The organism is Marinovum sp. J2-8 (assembly GCF_055808435.1).
Window position 1 is genome coordinate 195,544 of sequence record NZ_JBVVRZ010000003.1, and the last position, 17,735, is coordinate 213,278.

The window sequence follows — 17,735 nt, forward strand, 5'->3', positions numbered from 1 at the left end:
GGAGAGATAAATGCCACCAGAAGATCTAAAAGTTGTTGATGACACCCCCAATGCGCCGATCAGCTTGCATCAATATGTCACTTACCGGATTGCCCGCGTTCACGCAAAGCTGAATGCACAGGCCTCGCGGATTCTGCGCGAAGCATCGGGCGTGACGGTGACGCAATGGCGGGTGATTGCCCTGACCGGGGTGGCGGGCACAACGCGGCTTTCGGTCTTGGCGCGTGAATCCGCATTGGACAAAGGGTTGCTTAGCCGAAATCTCAAGACATTGATCGCTGATGGCATTGTTTCGGCGCGTGTTGATGAGCATGATCACCGGGCACAAATCCTGAAGCTGACGGCAAAAGGTCAGGAGATCTTTGAAAAAACCCTGCCGGTGACACAGGTTCGTCAACGCAGGCTGCAAGCGGACATTTCCGAAGAAGAAATGCGGGTGTTCCGCAATGTGCTGGATAAACTGGAAGTGGCGGCAGAGGCATAAAGCGCCCGGACCCTTGCGCAATCTGGCGTGATCCGGGGCTTGTGATCTGCGCGGCCACCCCAGCCGTCATTGCACACTGGACTGCATCGACACTGGCCGCCCACACACGTTGCAGAAGTCGCATCTCTCCGCGACAGCGTTATTCCAGAACCGTCGCCAGGCTGCGCGATAGCTTGTCCACCAATTCGCCGATCTGATCGTCGTTGATGATAAACGGCGGGGCCAGCAGGATATGATCGCCCTCGACGCCGTCAATCGTGCCGCTCATGGGATAACAGATCAGACCATTGGCCATTGCGGCCTTCTTCAAACGCGCGGCCACCTGTTTTTCCGGGGCAAAAGGGGCCTTGGTGTCGCGATCCGCCACCAATTCGATGCCGCGAAACATGCCGCGCCCGCGCAAATCGCCGACATGCGGGTTCTGGCCGAATTCGGCCTCCAATGCCTTGCTTAATTGGGTGCCCATCTGCATCGCCCGCGCCGCCATGCCGCCCTCTGTCAGTTTGGTCACCACCACATCGGCAGCCGCACAGGCAACGGGATGGCCGATATAGGTGTGACCATGCTGGAAAAATCCGCTGCCGGTCTCGATTGCGGCATAGATCGCACCAGAGCACAGCATTGCGCCAATGGGTTGATACCCGGCGCCCAGACCTTTGGCGATGGTCAGAATATCCGGGCTGACACCATCCTGTTCACAGGCAAATACCGTGCCCGTCCGCCCCATGCCGCACATCACTTCGTCCAGGATCAAAAGGATGCCGTGGCGATCGCAGATCTCGCGGATGCGTTTGAAATATCCCTTGACCGCCGGCACCGCCCCGGCGGTCGCCCCGACAACCGGCTCTGCCAGAAAACCGATCACATTTTCCGGGCCCAACCGCTGAATTTCGGTTTCCAGCTCGTCAGCGGCGCGCAGCCCATAGTCTTCTTCGGTTTCGCCAGCCGCGCGCAGGCGATATTCGTAACAGGGCGCAATATGGCTGGCGGACACCATCACCGGGTCAAATGGCGCGCGTCGCCACATATTGCCGCCGGTGCCAAGCGCGCCCAGCGTGTTGCCGTGATAGCTTTGCCGACGCGCGATGAATTTGGTGCGCTGCGGTTGGCCGATTTCGATCATGTATTGTCGGGCCAGTTTCAGGGCGGATTTAACCGCCTCTGACCCGCCAGAGCCGAAATAGACCCGGTCCAGCCCCTGTGGCGCGGCATCAATCAACCGATCCGCCAGCGATTTCGGCGGGGGCCGATGTGAAAAACCCGGTATGGGCAAAATCCAATGTGTCCAATTGGGTCTTTATTGCGGAAATCACATCCGGGTCACTGTGGCCAAGACAGGACACCGCCGCCCCGCCAGATCCGTCAAGATAGGCCTTGCCCTGAGCATCATAAAGATAGATCCCGTCGCCGCGAACGGCTGTTGGCAGGGTGGCGCGGCAATGGCGTGGAAACACATGGGACATAGGTCACCTCCGGCTGGTGTTCAATCGAACCAAAAAAACCGCAAGTTGACAATGCCGGAAACAACGTGAACATTCCCCCTGTACCTGGTGGAGATTGTTTTGTCCCTGACCATCGAGCCGCGCTCAGCCAATTGTTATGCTATGTTGACCGGTGCTCTTTGGCAGCTTTCTGAATTTGGGGTCGTGTTGGCGATCGTGCCAAATCGACCACCGGCAGTGGACAGCACGCACATCTCGGCCATCAGCACCCGAACCCCGCAGATCAAGCGGCGCACCGGTGTGACGCAAAAGACAGGATATGCGCCAGCGCCTATCCTGGGATCGAAGGTAAGAGCCGCGCTCCGGCACAAGATCGGGACCGGCAGCCCAGATGCCTATCCAATCCAAGAGGGAGAAACTCAATGTTTTCACAACTGAAACTCACCGCCGCAGGCATTGCCGCCGCGGCTGTCCTGGCGCCCGCCGCGCTGGTGGCTGAGGAATTCATCACCATCGGCACCGGCGGCGTGACCGGCGTGTATTACCCGACCGGCGGCGCGATCTGTCGTCTGGTGAACAAGGGCCGGCGCGATCATGGCGTGCGCTGCTCGGTGGAATCGACCGGCGGGTCGGTCTACAACATCAACACCATCCGCGAAGGCGAGCTGGAATTTGGCGTGGCCCAGTCGGACTGGCAGTACCATGCTTATAACGGGTCTTCGTCCTTCTCTGACGCGGGTGCGTTCGAAGGTCTGCGGGCGGTCTTTTCGGTTCACCCCGAACCCTTCACAGTGGTGGCCCGCGCCGACAGCGGCATCGCATCCTTTGCGGATCTCAAGGGCAAGCGGGTCAATATCGGCAACCCCGGTTCCGGCCAGCGCGGCACAATGGAAGTGTTGATGGAGGCCATGGGCTGGTCCACCGATGATTTCGCTTTGGCAACCGAGCTGAAGGCAGCCGAGCAGTCAGCGGCGCTTTGCGACAACCAGATCGACGCCATGGTCTATACCGTGGGTCACCCGTCGGGCTCGATCCAGGAGGCAACAACCGCCTGTGATTCCGTCCTGGTGGAAGTGTCCGGTGATGCGGTCGCGGGACTGGTCAACGACAACCCGTTCTATTCGGTCGCCACGATCCCCGGCGGCATGTATCGCGGCAATGATGCCGACACCACCACGTTTGGTGTGCGCGCAACATTTGTGACCTCTGCGGATGTGTCCGAAGATGTGGTCTACACGCTGGTCAGCGGTGTTTTTGAAAACTTCGACGATTTCAAAAGCCTGCACCCGGCCTTCGCCAATCTGACCGAAGCGGAAATGGTCTCTGCCAGCCTGTCGGCGCCGCTGCATGATGGCGCGGCCAAATACTACAAGGAAAAAGGCTGGATCGAGTGATCTGCGCCTGATGACGTGACAAAAACCGGGGGCGTGCGCGTCCCCGGTTTGCCGTGCTTACGAACCAAACAAGGTCTGCCGGACAACGGCAACAGGGGGTCAGATGTCGGAACAAGCAAATCGCGCATTAAGCGAGGAAGAGCTTCAGGAACTTGTCGCCGCCAGCGACAGCGGGGCGCGCAGCCCGACCGGGGCGGTTGGCATATTTGTCGCCGCGGTGGCGTTGATCTGGTCGGTGTTTCAGGTACTGCTGGCGTCGCCATCCGCGCCCTATATCCTGCCCGGTGATCTGATCAACAATTCCCGCCAGATCCATCTGGCCTTTGCTGTTTTCCTGGCCGCCATGGCCTATCCCTTGTTCAAATCCAGCCCGCGCCACTATATCCCCTGGTACGATTGGGCGCTGGGCATCGCCGGGGCGTTTCTGGCGCTTTACGGGTATTTCTTTTACGCCAAGATCGTCGGCAACGGCGGTTTGGCCGATGATTTAGACGCGCTTTTCGCGCTGGCGGGGCTGATCTTGTTGTTCATCGCCTCTTACCGGGTGCTTGGCCCGGTCATGGTCGTTTTGGCGGTGGTCTTTCTGTTTTATGTCTTCTTTGGCTCGTCCGAGGCCGTGCCGGATCAGATCCGCTGGGCCGGGGCATCCCTGCGCAAGGCGATGAGCCACATGTGGATCACCTCCGAAGGTGTCTTTGGCATCGCGCTGGGGGTTTCCACCAAATTCGTCTTCCTCTTTGTGCTGTTTGGCGCGCTGTTGGATAAGGCCGGGGCGGGCAATTACTTCATCAAAATGGCCTTTGGTGCGCTTGGCCACCTGCGTGGTGGTCCGGCCAAGGCCGCCGTTGTCGGCTCTGCCGCAACGGGGCTGATTTCCGGTTCGTCGATTGCCAATGTGGTGACCACCGGCACATTCACCATTCCGCTGATGAAACGGGTTGGTTTCAGCGCGGAAAAGGCCGGCTCGGTCGAGGTTGCCTCGTCCGTCAACGGCCAGATCATGCCGCCGGTCATGGGGGCCGCGGCCTTTCTCATGGTGGAATATGTCGGCATTTCCTATGTCGAGGTCATCACCCACGCCTTCCTGCCTGCGATCATTTCCTACATCGCGCTGGTCTATATCGTTCACCTGGAGGCGGTGAAAAACAACATGCCGACGATCGGCAACAAGGTGGTGAACCTGTTCAACACGATCCTTGGCATGTTTGGCTTCTTTGCCGGATTTGCGGTGCTGTGTTACGCGACAAAATTCCCGGTGCAGCTGATCACGTCGATGTTCCCGGCTGGATCGGGCTGGATTTTGGCGGCCCTGTTGGCGGCGGTCTATATCGCGCTGATCTATCTTGCGTCGACCGTTGCGGACCTTGAACCCGATGATCCCAACGCCGAGGTTGTGGAACTTCCCGAGATCCCGAAAATTTATAAATCCGGTCTTTATTACCTGCTGCCGATCATCGTGCTGGTGTATTTCCTGATGATCGAGCGCAAATCGCCGGGTCTGTCGGCGTTCTGGGCGACCTTCCTGTTGTTTGGCATCCTGCTGACGCAAAAGACGCTCAAGGCGTTTTTCCGTGGCGAGGACAATGCGATTTCCCGCCTGCGTGAGGGCGGTGTTGATCTGATCGAAGGCATGATTGACGGCGCGCGCAACATGATCGGCATCGGTCTTGCAACCGCAACCGCCGGTATCATCGTCGGCACCGTGTCGCTGACCGGAATTGGCCAGGTGATGGCGGATTTTGTTGAATTCCTGTCTGGCGGCAATCTTATCCTGATGCTGATCTTTGTGGCGATCTTGTCGCTGATCCTTGGCATGGGGCTTCCGACGACGGCGAACTATATCGTTGTGTCATCGCTGATGGTTGCCGTTGTGGTCGAACTGGGCGCGCAATCGGGACTGGTGGTGCCGTTGATCGCGGTGCATCTGTTTGTGTTCTATTTCGGGATCATGGCGGATGTGACGCCGCCGGTGGGGCTGGCCAGTTTTGCCGCCGCCGCGGTGTCGGGCGGGGATGCGATCCGCACCGGTTTTGTCGCTTTCTTCTATTCGCTGCGCACCGTGGCGTTGCCGTTTGTGTTTATCTTCAACACCGATTTGTTGCTGATCGACGTGACCTGGTATCAGGGGATCATTGTGTTCATTGTCGCGACCATCGGCATTCTGGTGTTCACCGCCGCGACAATGGGCTGGTTCCTGACCAAGACCCGGATCTGGGAAACCGTGGCGCTGTTGCTGGTGGCCTTTGCCCTGTTCCGGCCCGGCGTCTTCATGAACCAGCTGCAACCCCCCTTTGTTCAGATCGAGCCCGCCGCATTCTCGCAGGCGGTTGGGGATGCCGAACCGGGCAGCCAGCTGCGGGTTGTCGTGTCGGGACCGGATTTTGATACGCTGGAGATGAAGGATCTGACCGTGCCTGTCACGGTGCCGGATGTGGACGGCGCAGAGGCGCGGCTTGATGCCCTGGGCTTTGTGCTGATCCCCGAGGGCGATGTGGTGCGGCTGGACGAGCCGGGATTTGGCACCGATCTGGGCGATGCTCTGGCGTCGTTTGATTTCTACGGCGATGATCCGGTGGCGATTGCCAGCGTTCAGGCCAGTGCCGATCAATGGCCCAAAGAGCTGATCTTTATCCCGGCGCTGATGTTGCTGGCGCTGATTGCCTACTTGCAGTCCCGCCGGGCGCAACCCACGATCCGCGAAGGAGAACCGGCATGACCGCGAGTGTACTTTGTGCCATCGACATCAACCGCCCCGAAGATGAAAAGCGGGTTCTGGAAACGGCGGCACGGCTGGCCGATCTGGATGGCGCCCGTCTGGATGTGATCACCGTGGTGCCGGATTTCGGCGCCAGTCTGGTAGGGGTCTATTTTCAGGACCATCAGGTCGAAACCGCCCGTGACAAGGCCGGGGAAATCCTGAAAACCACGGTGGAGGCCAGCCTGGGATCAGAGCGTAACAAATCGGTGCGCCATATCGTTGCGATCGGGCGGGTCTATGAAGAGGTGCTGAAGGCGGCGGGACTGGCCGATAGCGATCTGATCGTGATTGGCGCCCATCGCCCGGATTTCAAAGACTACCTGCTTGGCCCCAATGCCGCGCGGGTGGTGCGCCATTCGACCTGCTCGGTTTATGTGGTGCGCTGATCTGTTGCCTGTTTATTGCGCGCCCTGCGGTCGATTTGCCCCGATGACCGCGGGCGCGTGACAGGATTCCGCCAGGGAAAGCTCGGCGTTACAAACCTTTCGCAAAACTGCAAACTATCGGTCGCATAACCTGAGTACCCGGCCCACGGACATGGTGCCGGGGGATGGAATGCTAGAAGTAAATGCGCTGACGAAGATTTTTGGCGGCAACACAGCTGTCGACAATGTCAGCTTTACGGTGGATCGGCCCATGATGGTCGGGATCATCGGCGCCTCGGGTGCGGGCAAATCGACGCTCCTGCGCATGTTCAATCGCCTGACCGACGCCAGCAGCGGCGAAATCCTGTTTCAAGGACATGATGTTACCAAGCTGAAAGGCGCAGAGATGCGCAACTGGCAATCGCAATGTGCGATGATCTTTCAGCAATTCAACCTCGTCCCGCGTATGGATGTGGTGTCGAACGTGTTGCACGGCACGTTGAACCGCCGCTCGACGCTGGCGACGATGTTCAATCAATATCCGACCGAAGATATTCACCGGGCCATTGATATTCTCGACCGGCTCGGCATTGCGGATCACGCCACGAAACGCGCCGAGGCGCTTTCGGGTGGCCAGCAACAGCGGGTCGCGATTGCCCGTGGGCTGATGCAGGATCCCCAGATCATTCTGGCGGATGAACCCATTGCCTCGCTTGATCCGATGAATGCCCAGATCGTGATGGAGGCCCTGCGCCGCATTCACGACGAAGACGGCCGCACCGTTGTGGCCAACCTGCACACGCTCGACACCGCCCGCCGCTATTGCGACCGCATCATTGGTATGCGGGCCGGGCGCGTGGTGTTTGACGGCTTGCCCGAACAGCTGACCACAGGCGCAGCGCGCGACATCTACGGCGCGTCGGGTGCCTTTTCCGAAGCGGCGACCTCGACCGAGATCACCGCATTGGATGCGGTGCCTGCCTGACGTTTCCCACCTTTTCACCAGCCCCGAATGACCGATGGGGCGTATTTCACGGAGAAGACTCATGAAAAATCTGCTTGTTGCCCTGATGGCCACAACCGCCATCGCGGCCCCCGCCATGGCCCAGGACATCACCGAATTCCGCATCGGCATCCTTGGTGGCGAAAACGCCCAGGACCGTCTGAACAGCCACGAGTGCCTGAAAGAATACACCGAAGAAACATTGGGTGTTGAAACCAAACTGTTCGCCCCTGCCGATTATGACGGCGTGATCCAGGGTCTTCTGGGTGGCACAATCGACATGGCGTGGCTTGGTGCCTCGGCCTATGCCAAAACCTATCTGACCGACCCCGAAGCGGTGACACCGGTTCTGGTCAAGATCAACCTTGACGGTTCTTACGGCTATCACTCGATCGGCTTTGCCCGCAAAGACGCCGGCGTTGCTTCGCTGGACGACATGAAGGGCAAAGTGTTCGGCTTTGGCGATCCCAACTCGACCTCCGGCTACCTGATCCCGTCGATCGAGATCCCTGACGCAACCGGCGCCAGCATGGAATCCGGCGACTACTTTGGTGAAGTGAAATTCACCGGCGGTCACGAGCAGACCATCGTTGCGGTCAACAATGGTGATGTCGACGCCGGTGTGACCTGGGCCGACGGCCAGGGCGAATGGGAAGACGGCTTCAACTCGGGCGCGCTGCGCAAAGCGGTTGACGCTGGCCTGATCGACATGAACGATCTGGTTGAAATCTGGCGCTCGAAGCCGATCCCGGAAGGCCCGATTGTTCTGCGCACGTCGCTGCCGGAAGAAGTCAAAGCCAAAATGACCGCCATGGTTGATGGCATGTATGACGCCGACAAAGAATGTACCTACAACATCTCTGCCGGTGAATCGCTGGGCTTCGACCCGATCACCCATGACGCATATCTGTCGATCATCGCGGCACGTCAGTCGAAATCGAACTGATCGCGATTTGTGATTTTGCGGGCTTCTCCTTCGGGAGGGGCCCGTTTCTTATGTGAGGCAGGATCCCCATGGCCGAAATGAGCGCCGCTGACGAACACTTGCGCGATTTGCGCAATGATTACCTGGCAATGAAACGCCAAAAGAGCCGCTATGGCGGCGTGTTGTTGCTGGTCTTTGTGGCGCTGATGACCTCGGGCTTTGTGATGGTCGATGACCGCAACGCCTGGCGGGTTCTGGGACGGGTTGCATCGCATCGGTGATTTCCCGGCCGAAGTTCTCGGCGAAGCGGGCGAGAAGCTGGCGCTGTTGCCTGGGCATCTTTTGCATTTTCTTCCGGCCTTGCTGGAAACCATCAATATTGCGGCCGCAGCGACGCTGTTTGGCGGGTTGGTCGCAATCGTGATTTCGCTTTTGGCCACCCGTGGGCTGGCGCGCTGGCCGCGTTTGATCCCGGTGTTTCGCCGCATGATGGATGTGATGCGCGCGGTGCCAGAAATCGTGATTGCGCTGGTGCTGATCTTTGTCCTTGGCGGTGGCCCGGTTCCGGCGATGATCGCCATTGCGTTTCATACGGTTGGGGCGCTGGGCAAATTGTTTTCCGAGGTCAATGAAAACGCCTCGTTGAAACCGATCGAAGGATTGCATTCCGTCGGAGCGACCTGGACCCAGCGCATGGTGCTGGGCGTGATCCCGCAAGTGGCACCAAACTATCTCAGCTATGCGCTGCTGCGGTTCGAAATCAACATTCGCGCCTCTGCGATCCTTGGTTTTGTCGGGGCCGGCGGCATTGGCTATGAGCTGAAGAACGCCATGTCCTGGGGGCAGGGCAAATACGACGAGGCGGCGGCGATTTTCATTCTGTTGTTCGCCACCATCATGTTGATCGACCAATTGTCCAGCCGCTATCGCGACCGGTTGACCCATGGCGCCGCAGGGGAGAGAACCCAATGACCGATGCAACCCACGCCGCCCCGACCGATTTGCTGAAAAGCCGCGCTCAGGCGCATTTGTCACGCAAGAAGATTGTGGCGCTGGCGGTGCCCGCCGTGATCCTGGTCTATCTGACCTATGTGTTCTTTGCCTTTGACATTCCGGGGCTGAGCCAGCGCGCCAGCCTCGACAATGCCCGCGCGTTGGTGGCCGATAGCTATAGCTACAAGACACATGTGACCCGCGACAACCGCAATGGCGAGGTGTCGCTGGCCATCGAAGGCGAACGCAAGGGCAGATACCCGGAAGGCACATCGCCGGACTGGGTGACACTTGGCGATACCGACACAGTGATTGATCTGGCAGAGGATGGCACGGTGACCTTTGGGGCACAGACCATCACCCAGGTGATCCCCGGCTATGGCACCATCACCGCCACCCCTGGACGCAACGGTGTGCAGGCGGTCTTGCCCGAAGGTCCGTTGCCAGAGTGGATCAACCTGTCGAAAAACCGCATGACCGTCACATTGGACAATGCCCGGCTGACCGTGACCCGTAACCGGTCAGAGGTGTTCCGCTATTTCACCGGCTGGGAATTGTTCTTCTTCACCCTCGACAGCCGCTATCATGGCATGGGCTTTGGCGAATTGGTGACGCGTGCCTTTTCGGGCGAATTTGCGGCGATATTCAGTGATTTCTGGAACAATGCCATGTGGCGCCACGGCGAGGTCGCCTGGGCGATGTTTGAAACTGTGTTGATGGCGTTTCTTGGCACATTCGGGGCGGCGATGGTCGCCTTGCCGCTGGCCTTTATGGCGGCGCGTAACTTTGCCCCGCTGATGGTGGTGCGTATGGCGGTGCGGCGGGTGTTCGATTTCCTGCGCGGTGTCGACGCCCTGATCTGGACGATCATTCTGGCGCGGGCCTTTGGACCGGGGCCGTTGACCGGGTCTTTGGCGATTTTGCTGACCGATACCGGCACCTTTGGCAAATTGTTCTCTGAGGCGCTGGAAAACGTCGACAAGAAACAGATCGAGGGCATCCGGTCGACCGGGGCCAAGCCGCTGCAACGCTATCGCTTTGGTGTGATCCCACAGCTGACGCCGGTGTTGCTTAGTCAGGTGCTCTATTATCTGGAATCCAACACACGGTCCGCGACCATCATTGGGGCCATCACCGGTGGTGGCATTGGTTTGATGCTGACCCAGGCCATGGCAACACATAAGGATTGGGAAGAGGTCAGCTATTACATTCTGTTGATCCTCGGTGTGGTCATGGTGATGGATTGGGTGTCGGGCAAGTTGCGCGAGCGGCTGATTGCCGGCAGCAGCGACGGGAAATGACATGCCGCGATTGAATGCTGAGCTGCCGGTCATTCATGACGGCTGTACCATCACCGACACCACCTTTGGTGCGTTTGTCGAAATCGGTGCCGGCAGCCGGATCGCAGCCAGCCATTTCGATGATTATGCCTATTGTGACCGCAGCACCGATATCGCCAACGCCCGGATCGGCAAATTCGCCAATCTGGCGAGCTTTGTGCGGATCGGGGCCACGGATCATCCGCTGGACACCGCCAGCCTGCATCACTTTCTGTATCGTTCTGCTGATTATTGGGATGAGGTCGAAAATGATGCCGCGTGGTTTGCCAAACGTCGCGCGCGCCGGGCGGAAATCGGCCATGATACCTGGATCGGCCACAATGCCCAGATCAAGCCAGAGGTGACGGTCGGCCATGGTGCGGTTGTTGCCTCAGGGGCAATTGTGACCCGCGATGTCGACCCCTATACCATTGTGGCGGGCATCCCGGCCAAGCCGATGCGAAAACGTCAACCTGCCGATGTGGCCGAGCGGATGATTGCGCTGGCCTGGTGGGATTGGGATCATGACACCCTGCGGGCGCGTCTGGGTGACTTTCGCAGCCTGAGCGCCGAGGCGTTTCTGGAGAAATACGGCGGTTAAGCCGTTTTGGGCGAAACGTTCAGGTTTCGATTTGCAGCGTAACCCGTTCGCCGACGAACCATGCCAGACCATATTCCAATGGCCAGCCTTCGGCGGCATGGTTGATCGCAATCGACAGGATCAATGGATCCCCTTCGTCGATGCGCAGTTTCAGCGCCTGGGTGGCATCGGCCACGCGGGCGGTGATCCGCGTGTCTTCACGGGTGTAGTCGGCGATGCCAATCGCCTGCAGGGCGCGGGTGATGGATTTCATCTGCTCCAGATGCTCGGGGAACCCCGGCAATCGGTCGGCGGGAAAGACGCTGCGGAACACTGCGATTGGCTCTTCATTCGCCAGGGACACCCCTTCACAGACAAGCACCTGCGCCCCTTTGGGCAGGTGCAGCGCCTCGGCCTCTGTCGGATCGGCGGTGCGGGTTTCCAACACGTCGATGCTGCGGGCCGGCACCTTTCCCTGGGCTTCGATATTGCGGGTAAACCTTGTGCGGCGGCCAATCTTGTAGTCCGTCGGGCGCCCGGTCACAAAAACCCCCGCACCGCGCCGCGCATGGACCAGACCATCTGCCGCCAATTCCTTGAGCGCGCGCCGGACGGTGTGGCGATTGACACCAAAGCGCGCCGCCAAATCGGATTCCGTCGGCAGCTTGTCCCCCACCGAATACTGCCCGCGCGCCACCGCATCCGCAATGTCGGTGTGAATCGCTTTCCAGATCGGGGTGCGTGTCGGGGCTGTGCCAGACGAGGACACGGAGGAGGGGTCGGGCATGTCACAAAACTTTCGCGTTTCGGGTGTTGCCAACTCAGCGGTTGGAAGGATACACAACGCTTGAATTTGTATAGTTGTCTAGGAAGAAAGGCAACCCACATGACGGCCAACATTGCTCAGCGAAAATCATGGATGTCGACCTTGGCGCGTGCGCCACATGACCGGTTGAACGGGCTTTGCGCATCTGCGCTGGGCGCGGCGCTGGACGGGGTTTTGGGCGGCGGTGCCGCGACCTGGCTGCGCGCGGCTGAAATCGGAACTGTGATGGTTCGCGGGCGGACCGGGGGCACCGGAGATGCCTTTAACCTTGGCGAAATGACCGTGACCCGCGCCTCTGTGAAATTGCCCGGCGGGGCGGTTGGCCATGGCTACGTCCAGGGTCGCAGCAAGCGCGCGGCGGAAAATGCGGCCTTGGTCGATGCATTGATGCAGACATCCGCGGCGGCGACCGTCGCGGCGGCGATCATCACCCCCTTGCGGGACGAGCACAGCGCCAAGGCCGCAAAACGCGCGGCCAAAGCGGCGGCAACCAAGGTTGATTTCTTTACCATGGTACGGGGAGAAGACGCATGAGCGATCAGGCACAAATGCTTGAAGGCGGGTTTGGCGATCCGGCGCGGGCCTCTGCCATGGCGTTTCGCGCGGCGATGAACGCCATGGCGCGCCCCGGATTGGTCGAGACGCTGCGCGGGGCCAATCCACCAGCGCCGCTGTCGATTGCCGCCGGCACCCTGTTGCTGACCCTATGTGACCCGGATACGCCGCTGTATCTGGCGGGTGCGACCGATTGCGAAGCGGTGCGCAACTGGGTCCGGTTCCACACCGGCGCGCCGCTGGTCGGACCGGTGACATGCGTCTTTGCGCTGGGCACTTGGGATGCTTTGACCCCGATTGACCAATACCCTTTTGGCACCGCTGAATACCCGGACCGTTCGACGACCCTGATCGTCGAGGCGGCCGAGCTGCACGCCGCGGGCGCAACCCTGTCCGGGCCCGGTATCGCCGACACGGCACAGCTCAACCTGCCGGAAACCGCCGCATTCCAAGCCAATGCTGCGCGGTTCCCGCTGGGATGTGATTTCTTTTTCACCTGTGGTGAGCGCCTCGCGGCGTTGCCACGCAGCACAAAGGTGGCCTGAGCGATGTATGTAGCAGTAAAAGGTGGCGAACGCGCGATTGACAATGCACATGGATGGCTGGCCGAGGAACGGCGCGGCGATCCGGGCGTTGCGGAACTGTCGCTTGATCAGATCCGCGAGCAACTGGCGCTTTCTGTGGCGCGGGTGATGGGCGAAGGCTCGCTCTATGATCCCGATCTGGCCGCGCTCGCGCTCAAACAGGCGCGCGGTGATTTGATCGAAGCGGTGTTCCTGATCCGCGCCTATCGCACCACGTTGCCACGATTTGGCGCGAGCCTGCCGGTGGACACCGGCGAAATGGCGATTGATCGGCGGGTGTCGGCAACGTTCAAGGATCTGCCGGGCGGCCAGATCCTGGGGCCGACTTTTGACTACACCCACCGGTTGCTGGATTTCAAACTGGCGGCAGATGGCGGCACCCCGGATGCGGCAGCCGAGGCCGCGCCAGACCCGGCCCCGGTGCCACATGTGATGGAATTCCTTGACCGCGAAGGCCTTATCGAAGCGGCACCGGATCGCGGGGAAGCTCCACGCGATCTGACCCGCGAACCGTTGGAATTGCCCGCCGACCGTGCGCTGCGGCTTCAGGCGCTGGCCCGCGCGGATGAGGGCTTTACCCTTGGGCTCGCCTATTCGACCCAGCGCGGCTACGCCCGCAACCATGCCTTTGTCGGAGAGTTGCGCATCGGCACCGTGGCCGTCGAGATGGAGATCCCGGAACTGGGGTTTGCGATCGAAATCGGCGAGGTCACGCTGACCGAATGCGAAACAGTGAACCAGTTCAAAGGGTCCAAGACCGAACCACCACAGTTCACCCGGGGCTATGGTCTTGTCTTTGGGCAATCCGAACGCAAGGCAATTGCGATGGCGCTGGTGGACCGTGCCCTGCGCTGGGAGGAATTGGGCGAAGACAATGTCGGCGCACCCGCACAGGACATGGAATTTGTCCTGTCCCATGGCGACAACATTCAGGCGACCGGCTTTCTTGAGCACATAAAACTACCACATTACGTGGATTTCCAATCAGAATTGGAATTGATCCGAAAACTGCGTCGCGAGGCAGAGCTGCGCATTGCACAGGAGGCGGCGGAGTGAGATTGAGCACCCCGAACCATGCCCCTGCGCATGTCCCCAGGATACCAGGAACTCCGACTTTGCCTTTCAGACTTGCCAATGCCCCGCAGACCGACACGCCCGCCACATCCGCACGTACCGGGCAAGACACGGCGATGCCCCAAAGCAAATCCCGCGTCTCGGACAAAAAGCGGCTGCGTCCGCATGACATTGGCTCGGAAAATCAGCTCTGGCAGATTTTGCGTCATATTCAGGTGGACGACGGGTTGCGGTTTCGCCGTGACGCGGCGCTTGGGCCCTATGTGGCCGACTTTTACTGTGCCGAGTGCCAGTTGGTGATCGAATCCGCCGCCCGCCCGCACAGCGGCAACAGCGCCGATACACAGCGCCATGCCTGGATGGCGGAACGCGGTCTGCGGGTTCTGCGGATCTGGCACCGCGATGTCCTGAATGATCCCGGCGCGGTGAAACGTGCCATTCAAACCGCCGCCCGTAGCGTGGCAAAAGAGAGGCCAGGGGATGACCGATCAATCCTATAATTTTGCCTATCTGGATGAGCAGACAAAGCGGATGATCCGCCGCGCCATCCTGAAAGGTTTGGCTGTTCCGGGCTATCAAGTGCCGTTTGCCAGCCGCGAAATGCCGATGCCCTATGGTTGGGGCACTGGCGGGGTTCAGGTTTCGGCGGCGGTGCTGACCCCGGATGACACGTTCAAAGTGATTGATCAGGGCGCGGATGACACCACCAACGCGGTGTCGATCCGCAAATTCTTTGAAAAGACGGCCAGCGTTGCGACCACCACCCACACCGGTGAGGCCGATGTGATCCAGACCCGCCACCGCATCCCCGAAGAGCCGCTGACCGAAGATCAGATCCTGGTCTATCAGGTGCCGATCCCGGAACCGCTGCGGTTTCTGGAACCGCGTGAAACCGAAACCCGCAAGATGCATGCGCTTGAGGAATACGGGTTGATGCATGTGCGGCTATACGAAGATATTGCGCGCCACGGTCATATCGCCACCGCCTATGCCTATCCGGTGCGGGTCGAGGGGCGCTATGTGATGGATCCGTCGCCGATCCCGAAATTCGACAATCCCAAACTGGAAAGCCCTGCGATCCAATTGTTTGGGGCCGGGCGCGAACAGCGGATTTACGCGCTGCCGCCCTATAGCAAGGTGGTCAGCCTGGATTTTGAGGATCATCCGTTTGATCCCAGCAAGGCCCCGCACCCCTGTGCGCTTTGCGGTGCTGACGACAGCTATCTGGACGAGATCATCACCGATGACCGTGGCGGGCGGATGTTTGTCTGTTCCGACACTGACTATTGCACCGCACGGCGCGATGCCGGCCATCTGGGGGAGCAGGCGCAATGAAGGATCTGAGCCAAGAGGTTGCGACCGGCCCGCTGTTGTCGGTGCGCGGATTGACCAAGCGGTATGGCAACCATATCGGTTGCGGCGATGTGTCGTTTGATCTTTGGCCCGGCGAGGTCATGGGCATTGTCGGCGAAAGCGGGTCCGGCAAGACCACGCTGTTGCGATCCATGGCGGGGCATCTGACGCCGGACGAGGGGCAGGTGATCTTTGCCACCCGCGCGCATGGCGCATGCGATACCGTTACCATGTCGGAACCGGAACGCCGGATGCTGGGGCGCACCGATTGGGCCTTTGTGCATCAACATGCGCGCGACGGGCTGCGCATGGGGGTCAGCGCCGGTGGCAATGTCGGCGAGCGGCTCATGGCAGTTGGTGCGCGGCATTACGGTGATATTCGCGGTCAGGCGGCCGATTGGCTGGAGCGGGTCGAAATTGCCGCCAGCCGGATAGATGACCGCCCGACGACGTTTTCCGGCGGGATGCAACAGAGGTTGCAGATTGCCCGCAATCTGGTGACCGGTCCGCGATTGGTGTTCATGGATGAGCCCACCGGGGGCTTGGATGTCAGCGTGCAGGCGCGGCTGCTGGATCTGTTGCGGGGATTGGTGCGCGACATGGGGCTTTCGGCGGTGATTGTGACCCATGATCTGGCGGTTGTCCGGTTGTTGGCGGATCGGCTGATGGTGATGAAGGACGGCCATGTGGTTGAGGCCGGGTTGACCGATCAGGTGCTGGACGACCCACAGCATGCCTATTCGCAGCTGCTTGTTTCAAGCGTTTTGCAGGTTTGACAGGATGGAACCGGGGCGCTGCCCCGGACCCCGGGATATTTGGAGTCAGATGAAATCATGATCGACCTTATTGATGTGTCCAAGACCTTTACCCTGCACAATCAGGGCAGCGCGGTGATCCGGGTGATGCGGGGGGCCAATCTGCATGTGGAGGCCGGTGAATGCGTGGCCTTGACCGGGGCGTCGGGGTCGGGGAAATCGACGCTGATGCGGATGATTTACGGCAATTACCTTGCGGCGTCTGGCGTGATCCGGGTGGGCGATGTGGATGTGACCCGCGCGGAACCACGTGAGATCCTGGCGATGCGGCGCGAGGTTTTGGGATATGTCAGCCAGTTCCTGCGGGTGGTGCCGCGTGTGTCGACGCTGGATGTGGTGGCGGATCCATTGCGGGCCGTTGGGGTCGCAGAAGCCCCGGCACAGGCCCGCGCGGCGGAATTGCTTGCGCGATTGAATGTGCCGGAGCGGCTTTGGTCCTTGTCGCCGACGACGTTTTCCGGTGGCGAACAGCAACGGGTGAATATCGCACGCGGCTTTGCACGGGCCTATCCGGCGCTGCTGCTGGATGAACCCACCGCCAGCCTTGACGGGGCGAACCGCGCGATTGTGCTGGAGTTGATCGAAGAGGCCAAGGCCGGCGGGGCGGCGATTGTCGGGATTTTCCATGACGAAGAGGCCCGCGCACAGGTTGCGGATCGCGAGGTGGATGTCACCAGTTACACCCCGGCGCGGGCCGCGTGATGGCACAGCCGGGGCGATTGATTGCAGTTGTGGGGCCCTCTGGCGTGGGCAAGGACAGTCTGATCGACGCCTTGGTTGCGGCGCAGCCGACCTTGGTGAGGGTGCGGCGGGTGATCACGCGGCCACGCGATCTGGGCGGTGAAGATTATTGCGCGGTGTCGAGCGCGGAATTCGCCTCGATGGCGGCGGCGGGTGCGTTCTGCCTCTGCTGGGGGGCGCATGATTTGCGGTATGGCATTCCAACGTCGGCGGTGGTCGCGGCGCGCAATGGCACCAGTGTGATCGCCAATCTGTCGCGTGGCGCATTGGCCGTGGCCAAGGCGGTGTTTCCGGCGGTGCTGGCGCTGAATGTCACGGCAGCCCCCGAAACCCTGGCCCGGCGATTGGCGGCACGCGGGCGTGAAACCCCGGAGGCCATTGCCCGCCGGTTGGCCCGAAGTGGCGCGCCCGTTCCCGGCAATGTGCCGGGGGTGACAATCAACAATGACGGCCCCTTGCAAGAGACGGTGCGCGCGGCATTGGCGGCGCTGTCTTTGGCAGATGCAGAACAAGGATAGATGAGA

At 60.4% G+C, this 17,735-nt stretch carries 18 protein-coding genes and 2 pseudogenes; 18 read left to right on the top strand and 2 right to left on the bottom strand.

Annotated features, from left to right (window positions below; genetic code table 11):
• Nucleotides 1-10 precede the first annotated feature (10 nt).
• Nucleotides 11-484 (top strand): MarR family winged helix-turn-helix transcriptional regulator, encoded by a 474-nt coding sequence (locus tag AC0L4F_RS10345; protein ID WP_244688071.1) that lies wholly within the window; start codon nt 11-13, stop codon nt 482-484.
• 139 nt (nt 485-623) lie between these two features.
• Here the strand turns inward: AC0L4F_RS10345 and AC0L4F_RS10350 are convergent.
• Nucleotides 624-1,947, bottom strand: a pseudogene (locus tag AC0L4F_RS10350) (aspartate aminotransferase family protein).
• A gap of 99 nt (nt 1,948-2,046) precedes the next feature.
• On the opposite strand from AC0L4F_RS10350, the gene AC0L4F_RS10355 reads away from it, so the two are divergent.
• The 9 genes and pseudogenes from AC0L4F_RS10355 to AC0L4F_RS10395 all read left to right on the top strand — a co-directional run bounded on the left by AC0L4F_RS10355 (nt 2,047) and on the right by AC0L4F_RS10395 (nt 11,284).
• Nucleotides 2,047-2,364, top strand: coding sequence for a hypothetical protein (locus AC0L4F_RS10355; RefSeq protein WP_244688073.1), 318 nt, complete (start codon nt 2,047-2,049; stop codon nt 2,362-2,364).
• On the top strand, nt 2,349-3,320 hold the full coding sequence (locus tag AC0L4F_RS10360; protein ID WP_244688075.1) for a TAXI family TRAP transporter solute-binding subunit: 972 nt from the start codon (nt 2,349-2,351) through the stop codon (nt 3,318-3,320). Before AC0L4F_RS10355 ends, AC0L4F_RS10360 begins: the two co-directional genes overlap by 16 nt.
• A gap of 103 nt (nt 3,321-3,423) precedes the next feature.
• Nucleotides 3,424-6,036 carry a TRAP transporter permease gene (locus AC0L4F_RS10365; RefSeq protein WP_244688077.1) on the top strand — a complete coding sequence of 871 codons (2,613 nt, stop codon included), beginning with the start codon at nt 3,424-3,426 and terminating at the stop codon, nt 6,034-6,036.
• Nucleotides 6,033-6,464 carry a universal stress protein gene (locus AC0L4F_RS10370; protein ID WP_244688080.1) on the top strand — a complete coding sequence of 144 codons (432 nt, stop codon included), beginning with the start codon at nt 6,033-6,035 and terminating at the stop codon, nt 6,462-6,464. The genes AC0L4F_RS10365 and AC0L4F_RS10370 overlap by 4 nt, the downstream gene beginning before the upstream one ends.
• A gap of 169 nt (nt 6,465-6,633) precedes the next feature.
• Nucleotides 6,634-7,428, top strand: a complete 795-nt coding sequence (gene phnC, locus AC0L4F_RS10375) for a phosphonate ABC transporter ATP-binding protein (protein ID WP_244688082.1) — start codon at nt 6,634-6,636, stop codon at nt 7,426-7,428.
• Between the two features lie 61 nt (nt 7,429-7,489).
• Entirely contained in the window at nt 7,490-8,392 is a 903-nt protein-coding gene (gene phnD, locus AC0L4F_RS10380; protein WP_244688084.1) for a phosphonate ABC transporter substrate-binding protein, read from the top strand.
• Nucleotides 8,393-8,520: 128 nt separating this feature from the next.
• Nucleotides 8,521-9,343, top strand: a pseudogene (phnE, locus tag AC0L4F_RS10385) (phosphonate ABC transporter, permease protein PhnE).
• Nucleotides 9,340-10,665 carry a phosphonate ABC transporter, permease protein PhnE gene (gene phnE, locus AC0L4F_RS10390; RefSeq protein ID WP_244688086.1) on the top strand — a complete coding sequence of 442 codons (1,326 nt, stop codon included), beginning with the start codon at nt 9,340-9,342 and terminating at the stop codon, nt 10,663-10,665. Before phnE (AC0L4F_RS10385) ends, phnE (AC0L4F_RS10390) begins: the two are co-directional and overlap by 4 nt.
• A 1-nt stretch (nt 10,666) precedes the next feature.
• Nucleotides 10,667-11,284: an LbetaH domain-containing protein gene (locus tag AC0L4F_RS10395; RefSeq protein WP_244688088.1), complete on the top strand. Its 618-nt coding sequence runs from the start codon at nt 10,667-10,669 to the stop codon at nt 11,282-11,284.
• Nucleotides 11,285-11,303: 19 nt separating this feature from the next.
• Here the strand turns inward: AC0L4F_RS10395 and phnF are convergent, their stop codons facing one another.
• Entirely contained in the window at nt 11,304-12,050 is a 747-nt protein-coding gene (phnF, locus tag AC0L4F_RS10400) for a phosphonate metabolism transcriptional regulator PhnF (RefSeq protein ID WP_244688090.1), read from the bottom strand.
• Between the two features lie 99 nt (nt 12,051-12,149).
• Between phnF and phnG the strand changes: the two genes are divergently transcribed.
• The 8 genes from phnG to phnN are packed head-to-tail and all read left to right on the top strand — an operon-like array spanning nt 12,150 to nt 17,729.
• The gene (gene phnG / locus AC0L4F_RS10405) at nt 12,150-12,623 is read left to right on the top strand and encodes a phosphonate C-P lyase system protein PhnG (RefSeq protein ID WP_244688092.1); all 474 of its coding nucleotides are present in this window, start codon (nt 12,150-12,152) and stop codon (nt 12,621-12,623) included.
• Nucleotides 12,620-13,189, top strand: a complete 570-nt coding sequence (gene phnH / locus AC0L4F_RS10410; protein WP_244688094.1) for a phosphonate C-P lyase system protein PhnH — start codon at nt 12,620-12,622, stop codon at nt 13,187-13,189. Before phnG ends, phnH begins: the two co-directional genes overlap by 4 nt.
• A 3-nt stretch (nt 13,190-13,192) precedes the next feature.
• Nucleotides 13,193-14,284, top strand: coding sequence for a carbon-phosphorus lyase complex subunit (locus AC0L4F_RS10415; protein ID WP_244688096.1), 1,092 nt, complete (start codon nt 13,193-13,195; stop codon nt 14,282-14,284).
• Between the two features lie 59 nt (nt 14,285-14,343).
• Entirely contained in the window at nt 14,344-14,802 is a 459-nt protein-coding gene (locus tag AC0L4F_RS10420; protein ID WP_244688098.1) for an endonuclease domain-containing protein, read from the top strand.
• The gene (locus AC0L4F_RS10425) at nt 14,783-15,637 is read left to right on the top strand and encodes an alpha-D-ribose 1-methylphosphonate 5-phosphate C-P-lyase PhnJ (protein WP_244688100.1); all 855 of its coding nucleotides are present in this window, start codon (nt 14,783-14,785) and stop codon (nt 15,635-15,637) included. The genes AC0L4F_RS10420 and AC0L4F_RS10425 overlap by 20 nt, the downstream gene beginning before the upstream one ends.
• Nucleotides 15,634-16,431 (top strand): phosphonate C-P lyase system protein PhnK, encoded by a 798-nt coding sequence (gene phnK, locus AC0L4F_RS10430; RefSeq protein WP_244688102.1) that lies wholly within the window; start codon nt 15,634-15,636, stop codon nt 16,429-16,431. Before AC0L4F_RS10425 ends, phnK begins: the two co-directional genes overlap by 4 nt.
• Nucleotides 16,432-16,488: 57 nt before the next feature.
• A complete protein-coding gene (phnL, locus tag AC0L4F_RS10435) occupies nt 16,489-17,172 on the top strand; it encodes a phosphonate C-P lyase system protein PhnL (RefSeq protein ID WP_244688104.1) in 684 nt (227 codons plus the stop codon).
• Nucleotides 17,172-17,729: a phosphonate metabolism protein/1,5-bisphosphokinase (PRPP-forming) PhnN gene (gene phnN, locus AC0L4F_RS10440; protein ID WP_244688106.1), complete on the top strand. Its 558-nt coding sequence runs from the start codon at nt 17,172-17,174 to the stop codon at nt 17,727-17,729. The genes phnL and phnN overlap by 1 nt, the downstream gene beginning before the upstream one ends.
• The last annotated feature ends 6 nt before the right edge of the window (nt 17,730-17,735 follow it).

Coding starts and splice junctions, on each gene's coding strand:
- AC0L4F_RS10360 (WP_244688075.1), top strand. CDS start 2,349: ATGTTTTCACAACTGAAACTCACCGCCGCAGGCATTGCCGCCGCGGCT.
- phnC (WP_244688082.1), top strand. CDS start 6,634: ATGCTAGAAGTAAATGCGCTGACGAAGATTTTTGGCGGCAACACAGCT.
- phnH (WP_244688094.1), top strand. CDS start 12,620: ATGAGCGATCAGGCACAAATGCTTGAAGGCGGGTTTGGCGATCCGGCG.
- AC0L4F_RS10415 (WP_244688096.1), top strand. CDS start 13,193: ATGTATGTAGCAGTAAAAGGTGGCGAACGCGCGATTGACAATGCACAT.
- AC0L4F_RS10345 (WP_244688071.1), top strand. CDS start 11: ATGCCACCAGAAGATCTAAAAGTTGTTGATGACACCCCCAATGCGCCG.
- phnD (WP_244688084.1), top strand. CDS start 7,490: ATGAAAAATCTGCTTGTTGCCCTGATGGCCACAACCGCCATCGCGGCC.
- AC0L4F_RS10395 (WP_244688088.1), top strand. CDS start 10,667: ATGCCGCGATTGAATGCTGAGCTGCCGGTCATTCATGACGGCTGTACC.
- phnN (WP_244688106.1), top strand. CDS start 17,172: ATGGCACAGCCGGGGCGATTGATTGCAGTTGTGGGGCCCTCTGGCGTG.
- AC0L4F_RS10365 (WP_244688077.1), top strand. CDS start 3,424: ATGTCGGAACAAGCAAATCGCGCATTAAGCGAGGAAGAGCTTCAGGAA.
- phnK (WP_244688102.1), top strand. CDS start 15,634: ATGAAGGATCTGAGCCAAGAGGTTGCGACCGGCCCGCTGTTGTCGGTG.
- phnL (WP_244688104.1), top strand. CDS start 16,489: ATGATCGACCTTATTGATGTGTCCAAGACCTTTACCCTGCACAATCAG.
- AC0L4F_RS10370 (WP_244688080.1), top strand. CDS start 6,033: ATGACCGCGAGTGTACTTTGTGCCATCGACATCAACCGCCCCGAAGAT.
- phnG (WP_244688092.1), top strand. CDS start 12,150: ATGACGGCCAACATTGCTCAGCGAAAATCATGGATGTCGACCTTGGCG.
- AC0L4F_RS10425 (WP_244688100.1), top strand. CDS start 14,783: ATGACCGATCAATCCTATAATTTTGCCTATCTGGATGAGCAGACAAAG.
- phnF (WP_244688090.1), bottom strand. CDS start 12,050: ATGCCCGACCCCTCCTCCGTGTCCTCGTCTGGCACAGCCCCGACACGC.
- phnE (WP_244688086.1), top strand. CDS start 9,340: ATGACCGATGCAACCCACGCCGCCCCGACCGATTTGCTGAAAAGCCGC.